General features: G+C 64.3%; 14 protein-coding genes, 1 tRNA gene and 2 riboswitches. Of the genes, 4 read left to right on the top strand and 11 right to left on the bottom strand.

Annotated features, from left to right (window positions below; translation table 11 throughout):
* Positions 1–79: 79 nt before the first annotated feature.
* From ABID59_RS14725 to ABID59_RS14685, 9 genes are all read right to left on the bottom strand, one after another.
* The gene (locus tag ABID59_RS14725) at positions 80–970 is read right to left on the bottom strand and encodes a crotonase/enoyl-CoA hydratase family protein (RefSeq protein ID WP_354083831.1); all 891 of its coding nucleotides are present in this window, start codon (positions 968–970) and stop codon (positions 80–82) included.
* A 160-nt stretch (positions 971–1,130) separates the two neighbouring features.
* A complete protein-coding gene (locus ABID59_RS14720; RefSeq protein ID WP_354083830.1) occupies positions 1,131–2,552 on the bottom strand; it encodes an amidase in 1,422 nt (473 codons plus the stop codon).
* 2 nt (positions 2,553–2,554) lie between these two features.
* Positions 2,555–3,718 (bottom strand): M20 aminoacylase family protein, encoded by a 1,164-nt coding sequence (locus ABID59_RS14715; RefSeq protein WP_148752854.1) that lies wholly within the window; start codon positions 3,716–3,718, stop codon positions 2,555–2,557.
* 28 nt (positions 3,719–3,746) lie between these two features.
* Complete coding sequence (locus ABID59_RS14710; RefSeq protein WP_354083829.1) at positions 3,747–5,252, bottom strand: M81 family metallopeptidase; 1,506 nt, start codon at positions 5,250–5,252, stop codon at positions 3,747–3,749.
* Positions 5,253–5,465: 213 nt separating this feature from the next.
* Positions 5,466–7,115: an ABC transporter ATP-binding protein gene (locus tag ABID59_RS14705; protein ID WP_354083828.1), complete on the bottom strand. Its 1,650-nt coding sequence runs from the start codon at positions 7,113–7,115 to the stop codon at positions 5,466–5,468.
* A gap of 128 nt (positions 7,116–7,243) precedes the next feature.
* A complete protein-coding gene (locus ABID59_RS14700; RefSeq protein ID WP_148752857.1) occupies positions 7,244–8,131 on the bottom strand; it encodes an ABC transporter permease in 888 nt (295 codons plus the stop codon).
* An 18-nt stretch (positions 8,132–8,149) separates the two neighbouring features.
* Positions 8,150–9,091 (bottom strand): ABC transporter permease, encoded by a 942-nt coding sequence (locus tag ABID59_RS14695; RefSeq protein WP_354083827.1) that lies wholly within the window; start codon positions 9,089–9,091, stop codon positions 8,150–8,152.
* A 183-nt stretch (positions 9,092–9,274) separates the two neighbouring features.
* The gene (locus ABID59_RS14690) at positions 9,275–10,588 is read right to left on the bottom strand and encodes a D-amino acid dehydrogenase (protein WP_354083826.1); all 1,314 of its coding nucleotides are present in this window, start codon (positions 10,586–10,588) and stop codon (positions 9,275–9,277) included.
* Between the two features lie 68 nt (positions 10,589–10,656).
* Positions 10,657–10,784, bottom strand: a riboswitch (glycine riboswitch).
* Between the two features lie 3 nt (positions 10,785–10,787).
* A riboswitch (glycine riboswitch) is annotated at positions 10,788–10,892 on the bottom strand.
* A 94-nt stretch (positions 10,893–10,986) separates the two neighbouring features.
* Complete coding sequence (locus tag ABID59_RS14685) at positions 10,987–12,117, bottom strand: M20/M25/M40 family metallo-hydrolase (protein ID WP_354083825.1); 1,131 nt, start codon at positions 12,115–12,117, stop codon at positions 10,987–10,989.
* Positions 12,118–12,386: 269 nt separating this feature from the next.
* Between ABID59_RS14685 and ABID59_RS14680 the strand changes: the two genes are divergently transcribed.
* The 3 genes from ABID59_RS14680 (at position 12,387) to ABID59_RS14670 (ending at position 17,586) form a co-directional block, all read left to right on the top strand.
* Positions 12,387–13,997 carry an ABC transporter substrate-binding protein gene (locus ABID59_RS14680; RefSeq protein WP_148752860.1) on the top strand — a complete coding sequence of 537 codons (1,611 nt, stop codon included), beginning with the start codon at positions 12,387–12,389 and terminating at the stop codon, positions 13,995–13,997.
* 126 nt (positions 13,998–14,123) lie between these two features.
* Positions 14,124–15,731, top strand: coding sequence for an ABC transporter substrate-binding protein (locus ABID59_RS14675; protein ID WP_354083824.1), 1,608 nt, complete (start codon positions 14,124–14,126; stop codon positions 15,729–15,731).
* Positions 15,732–15,987: 256 nt separating this feature from the next.
* Positions 15,988–17,586 (top strand): glycosyltransferase family 39 protein, encoded by a 1,599-nt coding sequence (locus ABID59_RS14670; RefSeq protein ID WP_354083823.1) that lies wholly within the window; start codon positions 15,988–15,990, stop codon positions 17,584–17,586.
* A 207-nt stretch (positions 17,587–17,793) separates the two neighbouring features.
* Here the strand turns inward: ABID59_RS14670 and ABID59_RS14665 are convergent, their stop codons facing one another.
* Positions 17,794–19,044: a multidrug effflux MFS transporter gene (locus ABID59_RS14665; RefSeq protein ID WP_354084054.1), complete on the bottom strand. Its 1,251-nt coding sequence runs from the start codon at positions 19,042–19,044 to the stop codon at positions 17,794–17,796.
* Between the two features lie 330 nt (positions 19,045–19,374).
* Between ABID59_RS14665 and ABID59_RS14660 the strand changes: the two genes are divergently transcribed.
* On the top strand, positions 19,375–20,682 hold the full coding sequence (locus ABID59_RS14660; protein ID WP_246230011.1) for a hypothetical protein: 1,308 nt from the start codon (positions 19,375–19,377) through the stop codon (positions 20,680–20,682).
* 1,317 nt (positions 20,683–21,999) lie between these two features.
* On the opposite strand, the gene ABID59_RS14655 is transcribed toward ABID59_RS14660, so the two are convergent.
* A tRNA-Leu gene (locus ABID59_RS14655) sits at positions 22,000–22,088 on the bottom strand.
* Between the last annotated feature and the right edge of the window lie 93 nt (positions 22,089–22,181).

The following is a 22,181-nucleotide window of genomic DNA, read 5'->3' as shown; positions in this document are numbered from 1 at the left end:
CTCGTGCGCCGTGCCCACCACCTATCTGCGAGTGAAACGAAATGGTGGGCACGCTTCGCTTTGCCCACCCTACGATCCCTCACTTGTATTCCCGCTCTGTCCACCACGGAAAATAATCCGGCATATCGCTGGACACCTTGTTCTTGAACTGCGCCGGCCGCTTCTCCAGGAACGACACCACGCCTTCCTTCACGTCCTCCGAGCGGCCGCGGGCGTAGATGCCGCGGCTGTCGACCTTGTGGGCTTCCATGGGATCGTCGGCGCCCATCATGCGCCACATCATCTGGCGGATCAGCGCCACCGACACCGGCGCGGTCTTGGCCGCGAATTCCTTGGCGAGCGCGCGGGCGGTCGGCAGCAGATCATCGGGGGCGACGACCTTGCTGACGAGGCGGCCGGCGAGCGCTTCCTGCGCCGGGAAGACGCGGCCCGAATAGCACCATTCCAGCGCCTGCGAGATGCCGACGATGCGGGGCAGGAACCAGCTCGATGCCGCCTCCGGCACGATGCCGCGCTGGGAGAACACGAAGCCGAAACGCGCGGCGTCCGATGCGATGCGGACGTCCATCGCGAGCTGCATGGTGACGCCGATGCCGACGGCAGGACCGTTCACCGCGGCGATCACGGGCTTCAGGCACTTGAATATGCGCAAGGTCACCTGACCGCCGCCGTCGCGGACCTGCGGATCGCTGTAGTCGACCTTGCCGTCGGCAAAACGCTTCACCGGGCCGCGACGCGCGTCGCGATCAAACGTGTCTGCACCGGAGGAAAGGTCCGCGCCCGCGCAAAAGCCGCGGCCTGCGCCGGTGACGATGATGGCGCGGACGTTGTCGTCCTTGTCGGCGGCGTCGAACGCGTCGATCAGCTCGGCCTGCATCTGCGCGTTGAAGGCGTTGAGCTTGTCGGGCCGGTTCAGCGTGATGGTGAGGATCTGCTCGGCGACCTCGTATTTGATCGTCTCATACGCCATGGGTGGTTTCCTTCCCTTGTCTCTTTGACGTTCTCTCTAGCACGTCATTCCGGGGCGCGCGAAGCGCGAAGCCGGAATCCATTTCTCCACACCACTTGTGCGGATGAATGGATTCCGGGCTTGCGCCAAGAGGGCGCAACCCGGAATGACGAGAGTGTGTTTACTTCGCCGGCGGCTTGGGCCAGGGCTTCTGCGCGCCGCGCAGGCTCTCAAACGCCTTGGCTATGCCGAGCACGCCGATATCGTCGAAGCGGCGCCCGACGATCTGCACGCCGACGGGAAAACCCTTGGCGTCGAAGCCGCCATTTATCGAGACCGCCGGGTTCTCCGACATATTCCACGGCACGGTATAGCAGATGTGCTCGAACGGCTTCATCGGATCGTTGGTGGGCGAGGCCCAGTCCGCCGCATAGTTCACATTCGGCGCGGTCGGCGAGATCACGTAATCAATCTCGCAGAACAGCTTTGACGCCGCCGCACGGATCGCCATGGTCTGATTGAAGCCACGGATGACATCGACGCCCGACAACTTTGCGCCGGACTCGCCCCATCTAAAAATATACGGCAGCACCTTTGCCTGTTCGGCCGCCGTCAGCTTCGACAGATCGTCCCACATTCGTGCGCGCCAAAAGTTGTTGAGGCCGTCGAGCATCTCGCGCGTGAGGATGCCGTCGACTTCGGTGACGACGCTGCCTGCGGATTCGAACGCCTTTGCGGCCTTCACCGCGACCTCTCGCACCGGCTTCTCCAGCGCCATGCCGGTGCCGGGATCGAGCATCAGGCCGATGCGCAGCTTGCGCGGGGATTTCTCCAGACCCTTCCAGTTGAGCGGCTCGGCGGGCAGGCTCGTGCCGTCGCGCCGGTCGGGCTTTGCGATCACGCTCATCATCAGCGCGCAATCATCGACCGTGCGGGTCATGGGGCCGGCGACGCGGCCGACATAAGCGGGATCGATCGGCACGCGGCCAAAGCTTGGTTTCAACCCGACGAGACCGCACCAGCCCGCGGGCAGGCGCACCGAGCCGCCGATATCGGTGCCGAGATGCAGCGGGCCATAGCCGGCTGCAGCTGCGGCGCCCGCACCGGCGCTGGAGCCGCCGGGATTCTTGGAGAGGTCCCAGGGATTGCGCGCGAGCGCGTGGAAGGAGGAGAGCCCCGAGGACAGCATGCCGTAATCGGGCATGGTGGTTTTCGCGAACATGATTGCGCCGGCCTCACGCAGCCGCGCGGCGGGCGGAGCGTCCTTCTCGGCCGGGACGAGCTTGACACTGGCAGCCCCCAGCGGCACCGGCACTCCCTTGGTCGCGATGTTGTCCTTCACCGTAACAGGCACGCCGTCGAGCGCGCCTGACGGCTCACCGCCGTTCCAGCGCGCGGTCGAGGCCTTGGCAGCCTCTCGCGCGCTGTCGGGATCGAATGCATAGAGCGCCCTGAGGTGTGGTTCCCACGCAGCGACATGCGCGAGCACGTCCTCCAGCACCTCGCTCGGCGAGAACTGCTTGGCGCGATAGCCTGCGATCAGATCGACCGCGGAGAGATCGTGCAGCGAGGTGACCGCCTCTTCGACGCCCTTCTTGTGCATCGTTAAACCACCGGCATGCGCGTTTCGATGATCCGGGCGAACATGCTGGCGCCGATCGGCAGGATCTTGTCGTCGAGCACGTAGCCGGGATTGTGCACCGGCACGGAGCCCTCATGCCCGACCCAGAAATAGGCGCCGGGAATGGTTTGCAGCATGTCGGCAAAGTCCTCGCTGCCCATCTTCGGCTGGCTGCGGGTGATCACCTTGGCGGGATCGACGATGGTGCGCGCAACGTCCTCGACCACCTTGGACTGCTCGACCTGGTTGACCAGCACACCAAAGGTGTCGCGGATGTCGACGTCGATCTCGCACTGATAGGCGCTGGCGATGCCAGCGCAGATCGTGCGGACGCGTTGACTGATCAGGGCGCGGACTTCATCCGAGAAGGTGCGGATGGTGCCGCAAAGATGCGCTTCGCCGGGAATGACATTGTAAGCGGAGCCGGCATGGATCTGGGTGATCGACACCACGGCGGCCTGGAGCGGCTCGACATTGCGGCTGACGATGGTCTGGATCGCCTGCGCCAGCGTGGTCGCGATGATCACCGCGTCCTTGGAGCGCTCCGGCATTGCGCCATGCGCGCCATAGCCGGTGATGCGGAGGTCGAAGAAGTCGGCGCCGGCCATCGCCGGGCCGGGCAGGATCGCAATCTCGCCGAGATTGAGGTCGGGCGCGTTGTGCAGGCCGTAGAGCTCGTCGCAGGGGAATTTCTCGAACAGGCCGTCCTTGATCATCGCGCGGGCGCCGCCGAGGCCTTCCTCGGCCGGCTGGAAGATCAGGTGCACGGTGCCGTCGAAGTTCCTCGTTTCCGCGAGGTAGCGCGCGGTGCCGAGCAGCATGGTGGTGTGGCCGTCATGGCCGCAGCCGTGGAAGCGGCCGGGGATTTTCGAGCTCCATTTCAGATTGGTGTTCTCTTCCATCGGCAGCGCGTCCATGTCGGCGCGCAAGCCGATGCGTTTGCCGCTCGCGCCCTTGCCCTTGATGACGCCGATCACGCCGGTGCCGCCGAGGCCGCGATGCACCTCGATGCCCCAGCCCTTCAGCTTGTCGGCGACGATGCCGGAGGTGCGGACCTCCTCGAAGCCGATCTCGGGATGGGCGTGGAGGTCGCGGCGGATGGCGGTGAGTTCGTCGGCATAGCCGTCGATGCGGTCAATGGTGGGCATGTGTCCTGTCCGGTTGGCGTGATAGGGCTTAGCGAGATTTGGGCATGAAAACGGGGCCGTTCGGCTTGATGCGGATACCCGGCCGCAGGCGCGTCCAGGGCAGCGAGGCGGTATCGGCCGGCATCGCGCCGGGCGCGGCGCAGATCATCAGCTTTTCCGCGATCGGCTCGAAATCGGCGCGGAAATGCACCGAGCTCTTGTTGACCAGAATCTTCTCCGCCGTCGGCTCGATGCCGACATAGCGGTACATCGCCTGATCGGCGAGCTGCGCCTTGTGCGAGGAGACGACGACACGGACGTCGCCGATGCGCAAGGCCGCGGACGGGCCCATCTCCATCTCGCGGCCGCCGTAATAGGGGCCGGGCGCGATGAAGCGGCCGTCGGAGAGCTTCTCGACGACAAAGGTCTCGGTATAGGGCTCGTCGCCGGGAATGCCGGACTTGCCGCCGAGCGAGAGCGTGATGGTGGCGCCGACGCCGGCCGCATGCGCGGCCTTGGCCGACGCCGGATCGTAGATCGCGCCGGTCGCGGCGCTCGCCTTGTTGCGCACCAGCGCGCGCAGCATGCCGGTGGTGTCGGAATCGCCGCCGGCGCCGGGATTGTCCTGGGTATCGGCGATGATGATCGGCTTGCTCGCGCTCTTCGAAAGCTCCATGGCGTGGCGGACGCCATCATCGGGCGACCAGATCTTGCCGTCGAAATCGTTCTCGTGGCTTTCGATCAGCTTGACGATCGCATCCGCCGCACGGTCGGCATCTCCTTGCGTCTTGCCATAGGCGAACACGCTCGGCCCGCAATCGCGGAAATCGGCCGCGGGGAAGCCCGGCGCGAAAGAGAGCGTCGGAACCGCATCGCTTTCGAGAGCGGCGAGCTTTTCGTAGATGCCCTTGGTGGGAAAGTCGTTGGTGCATTGCCAGCTGATCGCGATCAGGAAGGGCAATTGGCGGAACGACTTTGCAAAGGGCTGCTTGGTCTTCAGCAGCAATGCGAGGTGCCTTGCAGAGGCGCGGCCGGTCTCTGCCATGTCGACATGCGGATAGGTGCGGTAGGCAATCAGCGCGTCCGCATGCTCCATCATCTCGGGCGTGACGTTGGCGTGGAGGTCGAGGCTCGCGACCAGCGGAACATCCTTGCCGATGACGCGGCGCACGCGCGCCAAAATCTCGCCTTCGCCGTCGTCGAGATGCTCGGTGACCATCGCGCCATGCAGATCGAGATAGACCGCGTCGATCGGGCCGGCGGCCGCGATGCCGTCGACCATCACCTTCACGATGCGCTCGAAGGCCTCCTTGGTGACATGCGCCGAGGGGCTTGCACCACAGGCGATCGTCGGAACGAGTTCCCAGCCATGGGCCTCAGTGCTGTCGACGAAGCCGGCAAGGCCGACATTGATGCGCCGCATCACCTTCAGCACGTCGGCACCTTCCGTCATCGCCGGCCAGCCGCCGCCATGCTGGAAGTCCGCGAACGTCGCCTTCGTCGGAGCGAAGGTGTTGGTCTCGTGCAGGAAGCCGCCGACGGCGATACGTGTCATCAATACAAGTCCAGCGATTGAAAGTTCGCGACGTTAGCCTTGGCGCTGAGGCGAGAGCAAGGTGGGGAGCCCATGTCGCCGCGCATGGCTTTAAGTCATTTTCGAATGCTGGTGATCGCTCCCGTCATTGCGAGCGAAGCGAAGCAATCCAGAATCTTTCCGTTGCGGCAGTCTGGATTGCTTCGCTCCGCTCGCAATGACGGAGTATGTGGATCAAGCCGTCGCCGCCACACCCTCCGACACCGGCCGGAAATTCGCAAAATCCCAGCCGCGGCCCGGCGCTGCTTCGAGCAAGGCCCGCGTGTAGGCCTCCTGCGGATGCGTCAGCACCGCGCCGGCCGGGCCCTGCTCGACGACGCGGCCGTGCTGCATCACCACGACCTCGTCGCAGATTTGGGCGGCGACGCGCAGATCATGGGTGATGAACAGGATGGCGATGCCGAGCCGCTTCTGGATCTCGTGCAGGAGTTCCAGCACCTGCGCCTGCACGGAGACGTCGAGCGCGGAGACGGCTTCGTCCGCGACCAGCACATCGGGATCGAGTGCGAGCGCGCGCGCAATGGCGATACGCTGGCGCTGGCCGCCGGAGAACTGGTGCGGATAACGCGACACCGCGTCGGCCGGCAGGCCGACCAGCTCGAGCAGCTCGCGGGCGCGCTTCATGGCATCGGCATGCGAGACGCCGTAATTGATCGGGCCTTCCGCGATGCTCTCGCCGACGGTGACACGCGGGTTGAGCGAGCGGTAGGGATCCTGGAACACGATCTGGATCTTCTGCCGGTGCGGCTGCAGCAGGCGGCGCGAGATGTCGGAGATCTCGCGGCCGGCCAGCCGCACGCCGCCGGAGGTCGGATCGATCAGGCGCACGATGCAGCGCGCGACCGTCGACTTGCCCGAGCCGCTTTCGCCGACGATGCCGAGCGTGCGGCCCTTGCGCAGGGTGAGCGTCACCTTGTCGGCGGCAACGACCTCGCGGCCTTTGCCGAAGAACGCGCGCTCTTTATAGACCTTGCTGAGCTCGTTGGCCTCCAGCACCACCGGTTCCTTGGTCTCGGGCCGTGCTGCCCGGGGCACCAGGCTCGGCACCGCAGAGAGCAAATTGCGGGTGTACTCCATGGTCGGATTGCGCAGCACGGTGTCGAGCGGGCCGGTTTCAACCAGACGCCCCTGCCGCATCACCGCGACGCGGTCCGCGATCTCGGCGACCACGCCCATGTCGTGGGTAATGAACAGCACGGCGGTGCCGTGATCGCGCTGGAGGTCACGGATCAGGGTCAAGATCTGCTTCTGCGTGGTGACGTCAAGCGCGGTGGTCGGCTCGTCGGCAATCAGCAGCTTCGGCTCCAGCACCAGCGCCATCGCGATCATGATGCGCTGCCGCTGGCCACCGGAGAGGCGGTGCGGGTAGGAGGCGAAGATGCGCTCGACCTGGGGCAGGCGCACCTGCTCCATCATGTCGAGGATCCGCTTCTTGCGCGTTCTGGCATCGAGATCGGTGTGGGCGCGCAAGACTTCGTCGATCTGGCGGCCGACGTGCACGACCGGGTTGAGCGCGGTCATCGGCTCCTGGAAAATCATCGCCATCTGCGTCGCGCGTAGCTGGCGCAGGCGGCGGTCGGTCGCGGTGAGGATCTCCTCGCCGACGAGTTTGACGCTGCCGCTGGTCGGAACCAGCGTGCCCTTCGGCAGCAGGCCCATCGTGGTGAGCGAGGTCACCGACTTGCCCGAGCCGCTTTCGCCGACGAGGCACAGCGTCTCGCCTGCGTGCACCTGGACCGAGATGCCGTCGATGATCTTGGGCCCGCCCGGCTTCTTGCCGACGGAGACGACGAGGTTGTTGATGTCGAGAATGGGGTTGGTCATCAGGTCACTCCGTCGTCATTGCGAGGAGCGAAGCGACGAAGCAATCCAGAAATCTTTCTGCGGAGGCAGACTGGTTTGCTTCGCTTCGCTCGCAATGACGGAACAAGGGGCACGGCCGGCGAGACAAATCACTTGCCCTCCCGCTGCTTCATGCGGGGATCGAGCGCATCGCGGGCGGCGTCGCCGATCAGATTGATGCTGAGGATGGCGATCGAGAGCAGCAGGCCCGGCCAGAAGATCAGCGTCGGCTTGAGCTGAAAATACTGGCGGCCCTCGGCCATGATGTTGCCCCAGGTCGGCGTCTCCGGCGAGATGCCGGCGCCGAGGAAGGAGAGGATGGCCTCGGTGAGGATGGCGGAGGCGCAGACATAGGTGCCCTGGACGATCAGCGGCGCGATCGTGTTCGGCATCAGATGCCGCCACATGATTTTTGGCAGCGACGAGCCGACCGAGATCGCCGCTTCGACATAAGGTTCTTCGCGCGCCGACAGCACCACCGAGCGCACCAGGCGCGCCACGCGCGGGATCTCGGGAATGGTGATCGCGATCAGCACGGTCCAGATGCTGGCGCCGGACAGCGAGACCACGGCGATGGCGAGCAAAATGCTCGGCATCGCCATCAGGCCGTCCATGACGCGCATCAGGACGGAATCGATCAGCTTGAAGAAGCCGGAGACAAGACCGATCGCAAGGCCAATGACGATCGAGAGGATCGCCGAGCCGATGCCGATCAGAAGCGAGATTCGGCCGCCATAGATGACGCGCGACAGCAGGTCGCGGCCGTAGGCGTCGGTGCCGAGCAGGAATTGCGCCGAGGAGGGCTTCAGCCGCAGTGACGGTGCAAGCTGGATCGGATCATGCGGCGCGATCAGCGGCGCCAGCACCGAGATCAGCACGATCAGCGCGAGCAACACCGTCGCCGTGGCGATGATCGGTGTCGAGGTGAGGAAGCCGAAACGCGGCCGCAGCGGCGACGTGATCGGAATGGATGACTGGGGAAGGGTATCGACTGACATTTTGTTGTTGTCCTAGCCTCAGTACCGGATCCGGGGATCGAGCAGCGTGTAGGCGACGTCGATCAGGAGATTGACGACGACGTAGATCAGCGAGGTCAGCAGGATCATCGCCTGGATCACCGGATAGTCGCGCGCCAGCACCGCATCGACGGTGAGGCGGCCGATGCCGGGGATGTTGAACACGCTCTCGGTCACGACGACGCCGGAGATCAGTAGCGCGAAGCCGGTACCGATCACGGTGATCACGGGCACAGCGGCGTTGCGCAGCGCGTGCCGCATCATCACCGCGACCTCGTTGATGCCCTTGGCGCGTGCCGTTCGCACGTAATCTTCGCCGAGCACATCGAGCATCGCCGCGCGCGTCATGCGCGCGATCAGCGCGATGTAGATGAAGGAGAGCGCGCAGGTCGGCAGGATGATGCGCTCGAAGAAGGCGCCGAAGCCGGTCGAGATGCTCTTGAAGCCCTGCACCGGCACCCAGCGCAGGTCGATCGCAAAGACCTCGATCAGGACATAGCCGACCACGAACACCGGCACCGAGAAGCCGAGCACGGAGAGGCCCATCACGAAACGGTCGATCCAGGTGCCGTGCTTCCAGGCCGCGATCACCCCCAAGGGCACGGCGACGATGACGGCGAGGATGATGGTCGACAGCGCGATCGAGATCGACGGCTCGACGCGCTGGCCGATCATCTTCATGACCGGCAGGTTGGAGATCAGCGACGTGCCGAGATCGCCGTGCAAGAGCTTGCCGACCCAGGTGATGAACTGCACGATCAAGGGCTCGTTGAGGCCGAGCGAGGCGCGAATGCGCTCCAGCCGCTCCGGCGTCGCATTGTCGCCGGCGAGGATCGCGGCCGGGTCGCCGGGCGTCAGCCGCAGCAGCAGGAACACGAACAGCGCGACGACGCCCATCACGGGCACCGCAGCCAGAACGCGGCGAATGAGATAACCTAGCATGAACCTATCTCCGGCTGCGGAACTTGCGACGCCCAGAGGGCACCCGTGGATTCGATCGTGTCTATCATGCGTGCCTGTCGTTCGGGCTGGAAAAGCCGGCCGGAGAACCGTCGTCTCGGGGCAAATTGTGTGCCAAGGGCAGGGCGGTCGCAAGAGGCCGCCCCGCATCGGTTTTGCGACCACTCAGGATGCACAGCGCATCTCGCGCTCAACCGCAAGTTCGCCCCGAAGCGAAGGGACGGTTGGCGGCGCGTTGAGCCCGCGCCAGCCGTCGATGGTTGCGGCAATCATTTGCGCGGTCGCGGCCGATAACGTCCAGCCGAGATGGCCGTGGCCGGTGTTGAAGAACACGCCGGGCATCCGGCCTGCTCGCACCACCGGCATCATGTCGGGCATCATCGGACGCAGCCCGGCCCACGGAATAATGCGAGACGTCTCGACCGCCGGGAAATTGCTGCGCACCCAGTCGATCAATGGCTGCACGCGGTCGGCGCGGATGTCGCGGTTGAAGTCGTTGAACTCGGCCGTGCCGGCAACGCGAAAACGATCCGCGCCGAGCCGGCTAGTGACGATCTTGGCGGCTTCGTCGAGCAGGCTGACGGTCGGCGTCGCGCTACGGCTTTCGTCGGTATCGAGGTGCACGGTGATCGAATAGCCCTTCACCGGATAGACGTTGACGCGCTCGTCGAGCAGGGCGGCGAAGTGACGGCTGGCAACGCCGGCGCAGACCACGACGCCATCAACCTTCAGCACGCCGCGCGCGGAGGCGACCGCGTCGCTTGCGGACAGATCAGCCCAGCCGATGACGAAGCCGCCGCGGACTTGCGCGATGGAATCGATATTGGCCTCATGGATGAAGGTTGCGCCGCGACGCTTGCAGGCATCCGCCAGCCCGCGCGTGAACTTGTGGATGTCGCCGGTCGCATCCGACGGCGTGTAGAAGCCGCCGTAATAATCCTTGCGCAGCGTCGGCTCGATCGTGCGGATTTCCTCCGAAGTCACCGGGCGCCGATCGAGCCCACCTTCCTGCAGCAGTGCATTGACGCGCAGGCCGGACTCGAAACCCTTCCTGTCGTGATAGATGTGGAGGATGCCGCGACGTTCGAGATCGAAGTCGATGCCTTCGCGTGCCGCAATCTCGAACAGGTGCTTGCGGGCTTCGATCGCGAGCCGCGTGGTCAGAATCGTGTTGGCACGGTAGTTTCCGATATTGGCGACGAACTCGCTCATCCAGGAATATTTGTGCCAGTTCGGCCGCGGGTTCATCAGCAGCGGCGCGTCGCGCCGGAACATCCAGCGCAGGCCTTTCAGGATCGTGGCGGTGCTATTCCACACCTCGGCATTGCTGGCGGAGAGCTGCCCGCCGTTCGCAAACGAGGTCTCCATCGCGGCGTAGCGGTGCTTGTCGAGCACCGTCACCTCAAAGCCGCGTTCGAGCAGGGCATAGGCAGTCGTTACGCCGGTGATGCCGGCGCCAATGATGGCGATATGAGTCATGATGAAGTCGGGGCTCCCGTGAGTTAGAGTCGGCTAACCGCCGGCCCGAAAGCCGTTGGCGGCGCCCCATCTGTCACGGTTACCTGAGAGCTTGATCCGACACGGACCTCGACGAGGGCGGACCTCACAAGGCCAATACGGACTATCCCCTTCGGTGGACGTCACGATGTCTCATTCGTGCCGTCTCTCTCCAGATCGTCCTGACGATACAGTCCTTTTGCCTGAGAGTTTCCGGGGCGGTTGCTCCGTCGGCGCCGCAATGAAAGCTGGAAGCCTTCATTGCGATCTCTCCCGCATCGTCGCGTGGACCATCGAGCAGTACGATGCGCCTTATTTTTAGACAAGGCTAAATTTGAACCGCGCCTGCCAACGCATTGTGCAGTGCGAAGTTGATTCAATTACTCCAGCGTCGCAAGCAACCCAGCCATCAAGCGCCCGCGTTCAACCAGGCTCTCGACCTCGATGAACTCCTCGAGCGTGTGGCCATTGCCGCCGCGCACGCCGAGACCGTCGAGCGTCGGAATTCCCATCGCGCCCGTAAAGTTGCCGTCGGAGCCTCCGCCGGAGCTCGCATGCGGTAATTCCGCGCCGAGAGATTTGGCGATGCCGCGCGCCTTTTCATACAGCGCCATGGTGCCGGCATCCGCCTCCCACACCGGCCGCGTCACGCCACGCGTCACCTTGAAGTTGACGTCGTTCGCGGTGCCCGACAGTGCCAGCATCCGCTCGACGCCGCGGTCGAGATCGGCCTGGCGCTTCGCCATGGAGAGCGCTTCGCCGGTGGCAGTCGTTGCGACGCAATTGACCCATTGTCCGCCATGCACGACGCCGACCGAGAAAGTGCAGTCTTCCGTCGTCATCGCGTCGATGGCAAGAATCTGCCTTGCCATCTCGCGGATTGCCGAGCGACCCGCCGACAGGGTCGCGCCCGCGTGGCTCGGCCGCCCCGTCGCTTCCAGATTGAATCGCGCGATGGCGTAACGTCCGGTGGTGACGCCGTTGTCGGCGCGGCCGGGCTCGGGCACCAGCACATATTTGTTGCGCGCAGCTTCCGCCTCGATGATGTCGCGCGTCGAGGGCGTGCCGACTTCCTCGTCCGGCGTAAATAGGATGGTGACCGGCAGCGGCGTGGTGAAGGACGCGCGCGCCAGCTGCCGGATCGCTTCCAGCGAGAGATAGTTGCCGCCCTTCATGTCGTAGATGCCCGGGCCGTAGCACTTGTTGCCCTCGCGCCGCCATTTCAGCTTCTCGATGGTGCCGACCGGGTGGACGGTATCCACGTGCCCGGCGATCAGGATGCCCGGCTCGCCCTGCTTTGGATGCGGGAAGCGCGCGCGGACGACGCCGCCAAAGCCCTGACGGCCGGCGATGCGCTCGATGGTCGCACCCATGATCGCCATATCCCGCGCTGCGATATCGAGCATACGGTTGACCGCTCCTGCGTCCCAGGTCGGGCTCTCGCATTCCACCCAGGTGCGCAGGCCCTCGAGCATCGCCTCGGAATCGAAGGGAAGATTGGCTGGATTCATCTTGATGTCTCTCAAGCTTCGAAAGATGGAATGCGCATTGCATCGGCGCGGGCAGGACAAGCGGGAAGAGTTGTAGAGCCAAACCGGTCATTGTGGAGCCCGTGCGCGCGATGCCATGGGCTGCACCGAAACCGGATTGACGCGCTCAACACTGTCTGCAAGTCTCGAAAAGATAAAGGCATTGCATGAGGTTAGTTCGCCTAAGGAACGAACCGAATGCCCAACCAATAACCTGCCTTTGAACAGTTTCACGCCAGGAGAAACTTTCTATGTTGAGCTTGATGCGCCGGGGGCGACGCGCGTTCGCCTCCACACTCGCGCTGTCGGTCGTCGCACTTGCGACGGCGATGGCCTCGCCGGTGTTTGCGGCCGGCAAGACCATCACCGCGGTGATGCATTCGGATCTGCGCATCATCGATCCGATCTTCACCACCGCCTACATCACGCGTGACCATGGCTACATGGTCTATGACACGCTGATCACGACGGATGCGAACTTCAAGATCCAGCCGCAGATGGCGGACTGGAAGATCTCGGACGACAAGCTCACCTACACCTTCACGCTGCGCGATGGACTGAAGTGGCACGACGGCGCGCCGGTGACGGCGGAGGACTGCGTCGCTTCGCTGAAGCGCTGGGCCGCCGTCGACGGCATGGGCCAGCAGATGATGACCTTCACGGCCAGCATCGAGGCGACCGACGCCAAGACCATCACGCTGAAGCTGAAGGAGCCGTACGCGCTCGTGCTGGAATCGATCGGCAAGCCGTCCTCGCGCGTGCCCTTCATGATGCCGAAGCGCCTCGCCGAGACGCCGCCGGACAAGCAGATTCCGGAGCAGATCGGCTCCGGTCCGTTCAAGTTCGTGCAGGGCGAATTCCAGCCCGGCGTGAAGGCGGTCTACGTCAAGAACACCGACTACGTGCCGCGCAAGGAGCCGGCGAGCTGGACCGCCGGCGGCAAGGTGGTGAAGGTCGACCGCGTCGAGTGGATCACCATGCCGGACTCGCAGACCGCGGTGAACGCGCTGCAGTCGGGCGACATCGACTTCATGGAAGTGCCACCGTGGGATCTGCTGCCGGTGCTTGAAGGCAATCCCGACCTCAAGGTCGATACGCTGAACAAGTTCGGCTACCAAACGCTTGGCCGCATGAACTTCCTCTATCCGCCCTTCGACAATCCGAAGATCCGCCGTGCGGCCTTCCTGGCGATGAACCAGAAGGACGTGCTCGACGCGCTGGTCGGCAACCCGAAGTACTACAAGATCTGCGGCGCCTTCTTCATCTGCGATACGCCGTTCGCAACCGACGTCGGCTCCGAGACGCTGGTCAAGGGCAACGGCATGACGGAAGCCAAGAAGGCTCTCGCCGAGTCCGGCTATGACGGCACGCCCGTCGTGGTCATGGTGCCCGGCGATGTCGTGACGCTGAAGGCGCAGCCGACCGTCGCGGTTCAGCTGCTCCGCGAAGCCGGCTTCAAGGTCGACGCGCAAGCGACCGACTGGCAGACGGTGGTGAGCCGTCGCGCCAGCCAGAAGCCCCCGAAGGAGGGCGGCTGGAACATGTTCTTCACCAACTGGGTCAGCGCCGACGTGTCCAACCCGATCTCCAATCTCTCGATCGGCGGTCAGGGCAAGAAGGGCGGCTGGTTCGGCTGGGCGGAAGACGCCAAGATCGAGAAGCTCAAGGACGACTTCGTCCGCGCTGCCTCGCTCGACGATCAGAAGAAGATCGCGACCGAGATCCAGAAGGAAGCCTATGACCAGGTGATCTACGTGCCGCTCGGCCAGTATCTGGCGCCGAGCGCATGGCGGAAGTCGCTCTCCGGCGTGCTCGACGGCCCGGCGACCCCGGTGTTCTGGAACATCGACAAGTCCGAGTAAGGCCAAGCCCGAAGGCGAAGGCGCGTGTTAGCGCGCCTTCTGTCCCAATCATCACGCGGCGCCGCTGTCATCAGTGGCGCCGCTCGCCGGGAGAACTTGTCGGCAGAACTCGTCAGGAGAACTTCAATGTTCCAACTCATGCGCCGGGGGCGTCGGGCGTTCGTCTCCAGACTTGCGATTTCAGTCGTGGCGCTCTCGGCACTGGCCTCGCCAGTTCTTGCCGCAGGTAAGACCATTACCGCCGTGATGCATTCGGATCTGCGCATCCTCGATCCGATCTTCACCAGCGCCTACATCGCGCGTGATCATGGTTACATGGTCTACGACACGCTGATCGCGACGGATGCGAACTTCAAGATCCAGCCGCAGATGGCGGACTGGAAGATCTCCGACGACAAGCTCACCTACACCTTCACGCTGCGCGACGGCCTGAAGTGGCATGACGGCGCGCCGGTCACCGCGGAAGATTGCGTCGCCTCCCTGAAGCGCTGGGCCGCCGTCGATGGCATGGGACAGCAGATGATGCTGTTCACCGCGAGCATCGAGGCGACCGATTCCAAGACCATCACACTGAAGCTGAAGGAGCCGTACGCGCTCGTGCTGGAATCGATCGGCAAGCCGTCCTCGCGGGTCGCTTTCATGATGCCGAAGCGTCTCGCCGAGACGCCGCCGGAGAAGCAGATTACCGAGCAGATCGGCTCCGGGCCCTTCAAGTTCGTGCAGGCCGAATTCCAGCCCGGGGTGAAGTCGGTCTACGTCAAGAACACGGACTACCTGCCGCGCAAGGAGCCGGCGAGCTGGACCACCGGCGGCAAGGTGGCGAAGGTCGATCGCGTCGAATGGATCACGATGCCGGATGCGCAGACCGCATTGAACGCGCTGCAGTCGGGCGACATCGATTTCATGGAAAATCCTGCCTTCGAAATGTTGCCCAGCATCGAAGCCGACAAGGAGCTCAAACTCGAGATCCTGAACAAGTTCGGCTTCCAGACCGGCGCGCGGATGAACTTCCTCCATCCGCCATTCGATAACGTCAAGGTTCGCCGCGCAGCACTGCTGGCGGTCAACCAGAAGGACGTGCTCGATGCGCTGATCGGCAATCCCAAATACTACAAGACTTGCGCCGCGGTCTTCATCTGCGACACGCCGTTCGCGACGGATATCGGCGGTGAGACCCTCGCTAAGGGCGGCGACATTGCTGCGGCCAGGAAGGCGCTCGCCGAGTCCGGCTACGACGGGACACCAATTGTGCTCATGGCGCCGGGCGACGTGCTGACGCTGAAGGCTCAACCGATCGTCGTGGCCCAGCAACTGCGCGAAGCCGGCTTCAAGGTCGATCTGCAGGCGACCGACTGGCAGACGGTGGTGAGCCGGCGCGCCAGCCAGAAGCCCCCGAAGGAGGGCGGCTGGAACATGTTCATCACAAACTGGGTCAGCGCCGACGTGGTCAATCCGATCTCCAACGTCGCTGTCGGCGGGCAGGGCAAGAAGGGCGGCTGGTTCGGCTGGGCGGAGGACGCCAGGGTCGAGCAGCTCAAGGACGCCTTCGTTCGCGCGGCCTCGCTCGATGATCAGAAGAAAGTGGCAACCGAGATCCAGAAAGAGACCTATGATCAGGTGCTCTATGTCCCGCTCGGTCAGTATCAGGCGCCAAGCGCGTGGCGGAAGTCGCTCTCCGGCGTGCTCGACGGCCCGGCGACGCCGGTGTTCTGGAACATCGACAAGTCCGAGTAAGGCAAGTCGGAACAGGGAAAGATGTTTCCCTGCACCTTTCGTCCAATCATCACGCGGCGCCGCCATCATCAGCGGCGCCGTTGTCGTTTGGCGGTCCTGCGTCGGCGAAATCCGCCGAACTTTAAGTCTTCCAGACTCCAATCATTGCTATTTGTTTCCGAACTGAAATAGATGGTTGGTCCTCGGACATCACTTTCCCTTCCATCGATTTGAATCCGTTGGTTTGATTCCCTTGCTCGATTTTGCATTGCAGGCGATGGCCGAACGGTCGGATCGCGCGCCGTCGCGCTGGCGCCGGCCATTGCTGCGCTGGCTGGATGGCGTTGAGGCAGGCTGGGCCGTGCCGCTTCTCATCGCGTGCTTCGTTGCGATCTGGGCGCTGTATCTCGCCATCGCCTATGCCGGCGGCGGGCTGCATCCCGACACGCTCGAGGCCTGGACGCTGGGACGCAATTTCGCCTTCGGCTATCACAAGCATCCGCCGCTGATGGGCTGGATCGCGGCTGCATGGACCGCCGTCTTCCCGCTCAGCGACTGGTCGCTGCAACTGATGGCGATGGTGAATGCGGGCCTCGCGCTGGTCTTCGTCGATTGCGTCGCGCGGCAATTCGTGACCGGCCACAAGCGCATCCTGGTGCTCCTGCTCCTCATGCTGACGCCGGCCTATCAATTCCACGCCCAGCGCTTCAACGCCAATGCCGTGCTGCTCGCGATCTGGCCGCTTGCCATATGGTGTTTTCTACGCGCGTTCGAGACCAGGTCCGCTGTCTGGGCGGTCGCGCTTGGATGCACCACGGCGCTCGCCATGGCCGGAAAATATTACTCGATCTTCCTGGTCACGAGCTTTGCATTCGCCGCGCTGGCGCATCCGGCGCGGCGCGTCTATTTCAGCTCGGCGTCGCCCTGGATTTCGGTCGTCTCCGGGCTCGCAGTGCTGTCACCGCACATCTACTGGCTTGCGACCACGGGCGCATCGACCTTCACCTACGCGCTGAACCACGCCAACGGCAATGCCGTCAGCTCGCTCGGTGACGTCAGGAATTTTCTGCTGGGACTGCTGGCAGCCATCAGCGTCGCCGCCGTGATCTGGGTGCTCGTCGCGGGTACGCGGCTCAAGCGGTTTCCGGCCGACTTCGCCGCGATGAGCCTGGGCCTCCGGCTTCTCTTCTACGTTGCCATCGGCACGATTGCTCTGCCGGTCCTGACGTCGCTCGCGATGGGCACGGATCTGCCGTCGCTATGGGGCTTGCAGGGATTGTTCCTGTTCGTCGTGCTGATCGTCTGCGGCGCGCGTTATCCCGTCGAACGGTTCTACACCGTCAATGTCACGGTCATTGTCGCCGGCGTTGCGCTTGTCGCCGTGCTGGTCGCCGCGCCGATCCATGCCGTTTATCGCAATAGCCACGGTTATGAAGAGGGACGGAATCTTTACGCGCAGGCAGCCAGCGAGCTCACCCGGCAATGGCGCGACCTGACCGGCGAGCCGCTCGGAGCCGTCAGTGGTGACGATTCGCTCGCTTTCGCCACGGCCTTCTACAGTCCGGATCATCCGCATTATTCGCGGCCGTTCGAGCACCAGTACGATTGGGGCCTGCCGCGCCAGACGACGCTCGACCGGGGTTGGGCAGCGCTCTGTTTCCGTGATCAGGATGATTGCGGCCGCTGGATGGAATGGGTGTCCGCGCGCGCCGAAAACTTTGTCAGGCGGGAATTCACCGTGCGGGCCTCGCTGTGGGGCCAGCCGGGCCTGAGCCGGAACGTGGTCGTGCTGATGGTGCCGCCACGCGCGAGCAGCGGCGCATCGCCCGAAAGCGCAGCGCAGGATTTCAGCGCCAGCAGGCGCAATCCGGAATAGGCGCGTCTCTCAGCAATGGCTGTCGCGCACCCGTTCAAGGCCTTCGCTTGCGAAGGGCGGCGGTGTGGAGGCGGGCTGCTTTGCGTCAGCAGCCTTTCGCTGCGCCTCAGTCTGTTCCGACGCGTGATCAGTTTCGTTGCGTTTCGGTTCCATGAGGCGATCTCTCGAAAATGCTGCAGGACAACATCGAGGCGCCTGCGAAGTTCCTCACACGATGGGGCGATGATGCGGCTTGAACAGCCGTCCCTTCTCCACCACCAGAACGATCGCGAGCGCTGCAAGCGTCGACAGGAAGAATCCGATCGAGAACGGCAGCAGCGTGCCGTCAAAGCTCTGGCCGATCGCGGTTCCGACCGCGATGCCGATCAGCGTCGTGATCGAGCCGTAGAGCGAGGAGGCGGTGCCGGCGATGTGGCCCTGCGGCTCCATCGCGAGCGCGGTGAAATTGGCGACCATCATGCCGAACGAGAACATCATCAGCGCCGACAACGCCATGAACAGCGGAAGCGGCAGCACACCGAGGATCTCGGTCAGCAGCATCACGCCGGCCACCGCGGTGTAGAGCGTCAGCGCGCCGTGTGAGATCACGCGCATGCCGAGCGTGCCGACAAATCTGGCGTTGAGGAAACCGGCAATGGCGGTGCCGGCCGCGATTGCCGCAAAGGCGAGCGGGAAGTAATGGCCGAGGTGATAGATGCCGGTGAACACCTGCTGCGCGGAGAATACGAAGGCGAACAGCGCGCCCATGACGGCGCCGGCGGCCGTCGCATAGCCGATGGTCTGGCGGTTGGTGACGGTCTGGCGGAAGGCCGAGAGCACGTCGGCCGGCGCCAGCGATCTGCGTTCGGACTCGGGGAGGGTTTCGGGCAGTCGCAGCACGCTCCATGCGAGCGCGAGCACGCCGTAGAGCATCAGCACGACGAAAATGCCGCGCCATTGCGTGACCAGCAGCACGGCCTGTCCGAACGAGGGCGCGATCACGGGCACGGCGATGAAAATCATCATGGCAAGCGACATCACGCTCGCCATGCGGCGGCCGGCATAGCAGTCGCGCACGATCGAGGTCGCGATCACGCGCGTCGCGGAGGTGCCGAGGCCCTGCAGCGCACGGGCGAGCAGCAGCGTCTCGAACGAGGGCGCTGCGACCGCCAGCACGCTCGCCACCGCATAGACCGCCATGCCGCCGAGCAGCACCGGCCGGCGCCCGAACCGGTCGGACAACGGACCCATGACGAACTGTCCCGCGCCGAAGCCGATCAGGAAGGTCGACAGCACGAGCTGAAGATGGTTGGCGTTGGGAATGCCGAAAGCCGCCCCGATATTGGGCAGCGCCGGCAGCATCATGTCCATCGCGAGCGGATTTAGCGCCATGATGGACGCGATCACGACAACGAATTCGGGAAAACCCATCGGACGGTGCCCGGAGGACACCCAGTCGTCGGCATTGACGTCGGACAAGCAGCTCACCTTTGATTCCAGAGCGCACATCTAAGGCCCATGCTGCATCGCACAACCCATGTTTTGGGATGGCTGTCAGGCGGGACCGGGAGGGACAACAAATGGTGAAGGGGTCGCCGGCTCAGGCAGATCGAGATCGTCGCCGCCGTCACGCGCGGGCTGGCCGCCCGCGCGTCGCGCCAGGCACAAGTTTGAAACCAGGGATTCACCATAACACCGGGGACAACCAGTCGGGGAGATGAATCCGCAACGCATCCTGTCCAATGTGGCCTGACCGGACGCCGATCAGGCGGCGTTGAGGGGATATAGCGAGCAGGCAGGGTATCAGGGGTGTCGGACGTCACCGGAACAGCACGATGGTCGGGACCGTCGGCCGAGATGGCCGGCCAGCGCAACGCCCGGCTTGCCTGCCTGATCGCACTGGTGGCGGTGCTGGTGCTCGGCAATCTCGCCAACTATGCCGCGCCCGATATGAATTACGGCTGGGACGTCCGCGTCAACTGCGCCGCGGTCGAGGCCCATGTCGACGGGCTCGATCCGTACTACGTGAAAAATCTGAAGGGCACCCGGTTCTCTTATCCCTATCTGCCGGCGACGCTGGACGCCTTTCGTCCGTTGTGCGCAGGCGGCTTTCTTGTCGACCATCGCCGCGGCGTCTTTCTCGCCATCGCCGTGCTCTGTAGCCTGTTGCTGCCCGGGATCGGCCGGACACGCAGCTTGCGCGACGTGGCGCTGAGGGGACTTTACGTGCTCGGCGCGTTCGTTGGTTTCGAATGGGTGCTGGCCTCGGGCAATTTCGCGATCCTCGGCGGCGGACTGACCGCCGCAGCACTTGCCCTTCTGCTTCGCCCCGCGAAGCCCGATGATCGGCATGATGTCCCTCGCATGGCAGGGGCGGCACTGCTCGGAATCGTGATGTCGTTCAAGCTGGTCTTCTGCCCGGTACTGGCCGCGCTCTATTTCCTGCCGCTGCCGCGGCGGCGGAAACTTGTCCTGATGACGGTGGCGGGCCTCGGCTTCGCGCTGCCGATCCTGGTTTCGGTCGTCTTCTATCCAGGCTTGTTCTCGAGCTGGTTGCTCGCGATCACGGGCGGGATCCCCGGTCAGCATTCTGTCCAGATCGAGGAAACCAATCCGTCGCTGCTGCTGTGGGCACAGACCATCGTGGACCGCGTTGGACTTGCCGACAGCAAGCCGCTCGTGTTCGCCATTTACGCGCTGGCGGCGAGTGCGCTCGTGCTCGCGCCGCTCGGCTGGTCGCTGCTGCGCGCGATCCGCAACAATGAGGGATCGTTGCCGGCGCGCCTCGACCGCTGGCTGATCGATCATCCCCAGGCCGCGATGCGGATCACGGTGCTTGCGATGTACGGCCTCTATCTCTGCTCGCCGCGCCTGAAGGAATATGCGTTCTTCGAGCTCGCGGTTTACGCCGCCGTCCTGATCGTCGATCTTCCGGCCGCAGCCCTTGCAGCGGTCCTGACCATCGGCGTTGCCGTTCCGACGCTGGTCTCGATCACGGGGGTTACGATCGAAGGTGGTTTTGTCCAGCTCGCGGTCGCACTGATGTGCTTCTGGATCCTGTTGCTCGATTTTCGAGCCGAGCCGGAACGCCTCGAGCAGAAGGCCGTGCGTCCATGACGAGCGTCGCCTCGTCCGCAGACGCAGGAGCGGAGCGGTCGCTTGCCGCGGGGGCGCCGCGGAGGAGCCGGCTGAGCCGCTTCCTGCTGATCTTGGCCGTATTGCTCCCCACGGCGGTCGCCGTCGATCTCAGCGTCAACAACACCTTCGGCGCGGACGTGCGGGTCAACTGTGCGGCGGTGGATGCCCATCGCGGGGGACGCGATCCCTATTTCGTCAGGAACCTGAAGGGCACTGATCTTTCCTATCCCTATCTTCCGGTCACCCTCGATGCCTTTCGGCCGCTCTGTGCCGGCGGCTTTCTCGTCGCGCATTACAAGGCCATCTATCTCGTGCTTGGGCTGATCTGCGTGCTGCTGCTGCCCGGTCTCGGCAGGGGCCGCGAGGGCCTGCGCGACGTCGTGCTGCGTGGCGTGTTCGCGCTTGGGGGTTTTCTCGGGTTCGAATGGGTCTTGGCGAGCGGCAATTTCGCGATGCTAAGCGGCCTGCTGACGGCTGCATCGCTTGCGCTGCTGCTGCGTCCGGCGCAGTCCGAAGGGCGCGAGGATGCGGGCTTCGTGCCGCAGCTCGCCGGCGCGGCCCTGCTCGGCCTCGTCACCTCGTTCAAGCTGGTGTTTGTCCCGGTCCTCGCCGCACTCTATTTCCTGCCGCAGCCGAGACGTCGCAGGCTTGTCCTGATCGCGGTAGCGGCGGGCATGTTCGCGCTGCCGATTCTGGTTTCAATGGTGTTCTATCCCGAGCTGTTTTCAAGCTGGTTGAGCGCGATCTTCGGCCAGATTCCCGGACAGCATTCGCCGGGAAGCGAGGATAATCCGTCTCTGCTCTTCTTCGCCCAGACACTTGCCGACCGCGTGTCGCTCGCCGGCAGCAAGCCGGTCGTTGCCGTGCTCTATGGGCTCATCGCGGTCGCGCTCGTGCTCGCGCCGCTCGGCATTTTCGTGTGGCGCATGGTCAGGGCACGGGGCAGGGGCGCCAAGACCTTGCCGGCGAAGACCTCGCCGCTTCAGGCCCTCGACGACTGGTTGATGGCTCATCCCGACACCGCGCTGCGCATCACCGTGCTCGCGATGTACGCGCTCTATCTCTGCGCGCCGAGACTGAAGGTCTATGCCTTTTTCGAGGCGGCGCTTTATGCCGCCGTTCTCATCGTCGACCTGCCTGCGGTGATGGTGGCGATCGTGCTGACGATCGCGATCGCCATTCCGTTCGTGGTGGCGGTCTCCGGCATTGCGTTCGTGGACGGATTCGACCTGCTCACGGTCGCGATCGTCTGCTTCTGGATCCTGCTGTGGGCGCAGTCGGCGTCGTCAGCTCAAATGGTGCGGGCAGCCGGGGTCGAACCGGCACAGCGCTTGCGCACCGAGGGATTTTAAGTCCCTTGCGTCTACCAATTCCGCCATGCCCGCTTGATCCAAAGAGATCAAACACTTAAGTCCCGTCCAGCCGTCTGGAATTGGCGCTTGCCGTGCTGGGCGGGCGGTTCTTCCTTAAGCGAGCCG

Origin of the sequence: Bradyrhizobium sp. S3.3.6 (genome assembly GCF_040546905.1) — a bacterium.
Classification (GTDB): Bacteria; Pseudomonadota; Alphaproteobacteria; order Rhizobiales; family Xanthobacteraceae; genus Bradyrhizobium; species Bradyrhizobium cytisi.
This window is presented reverse-complemented; position numbering and strand designations above follow the sequence as displayed.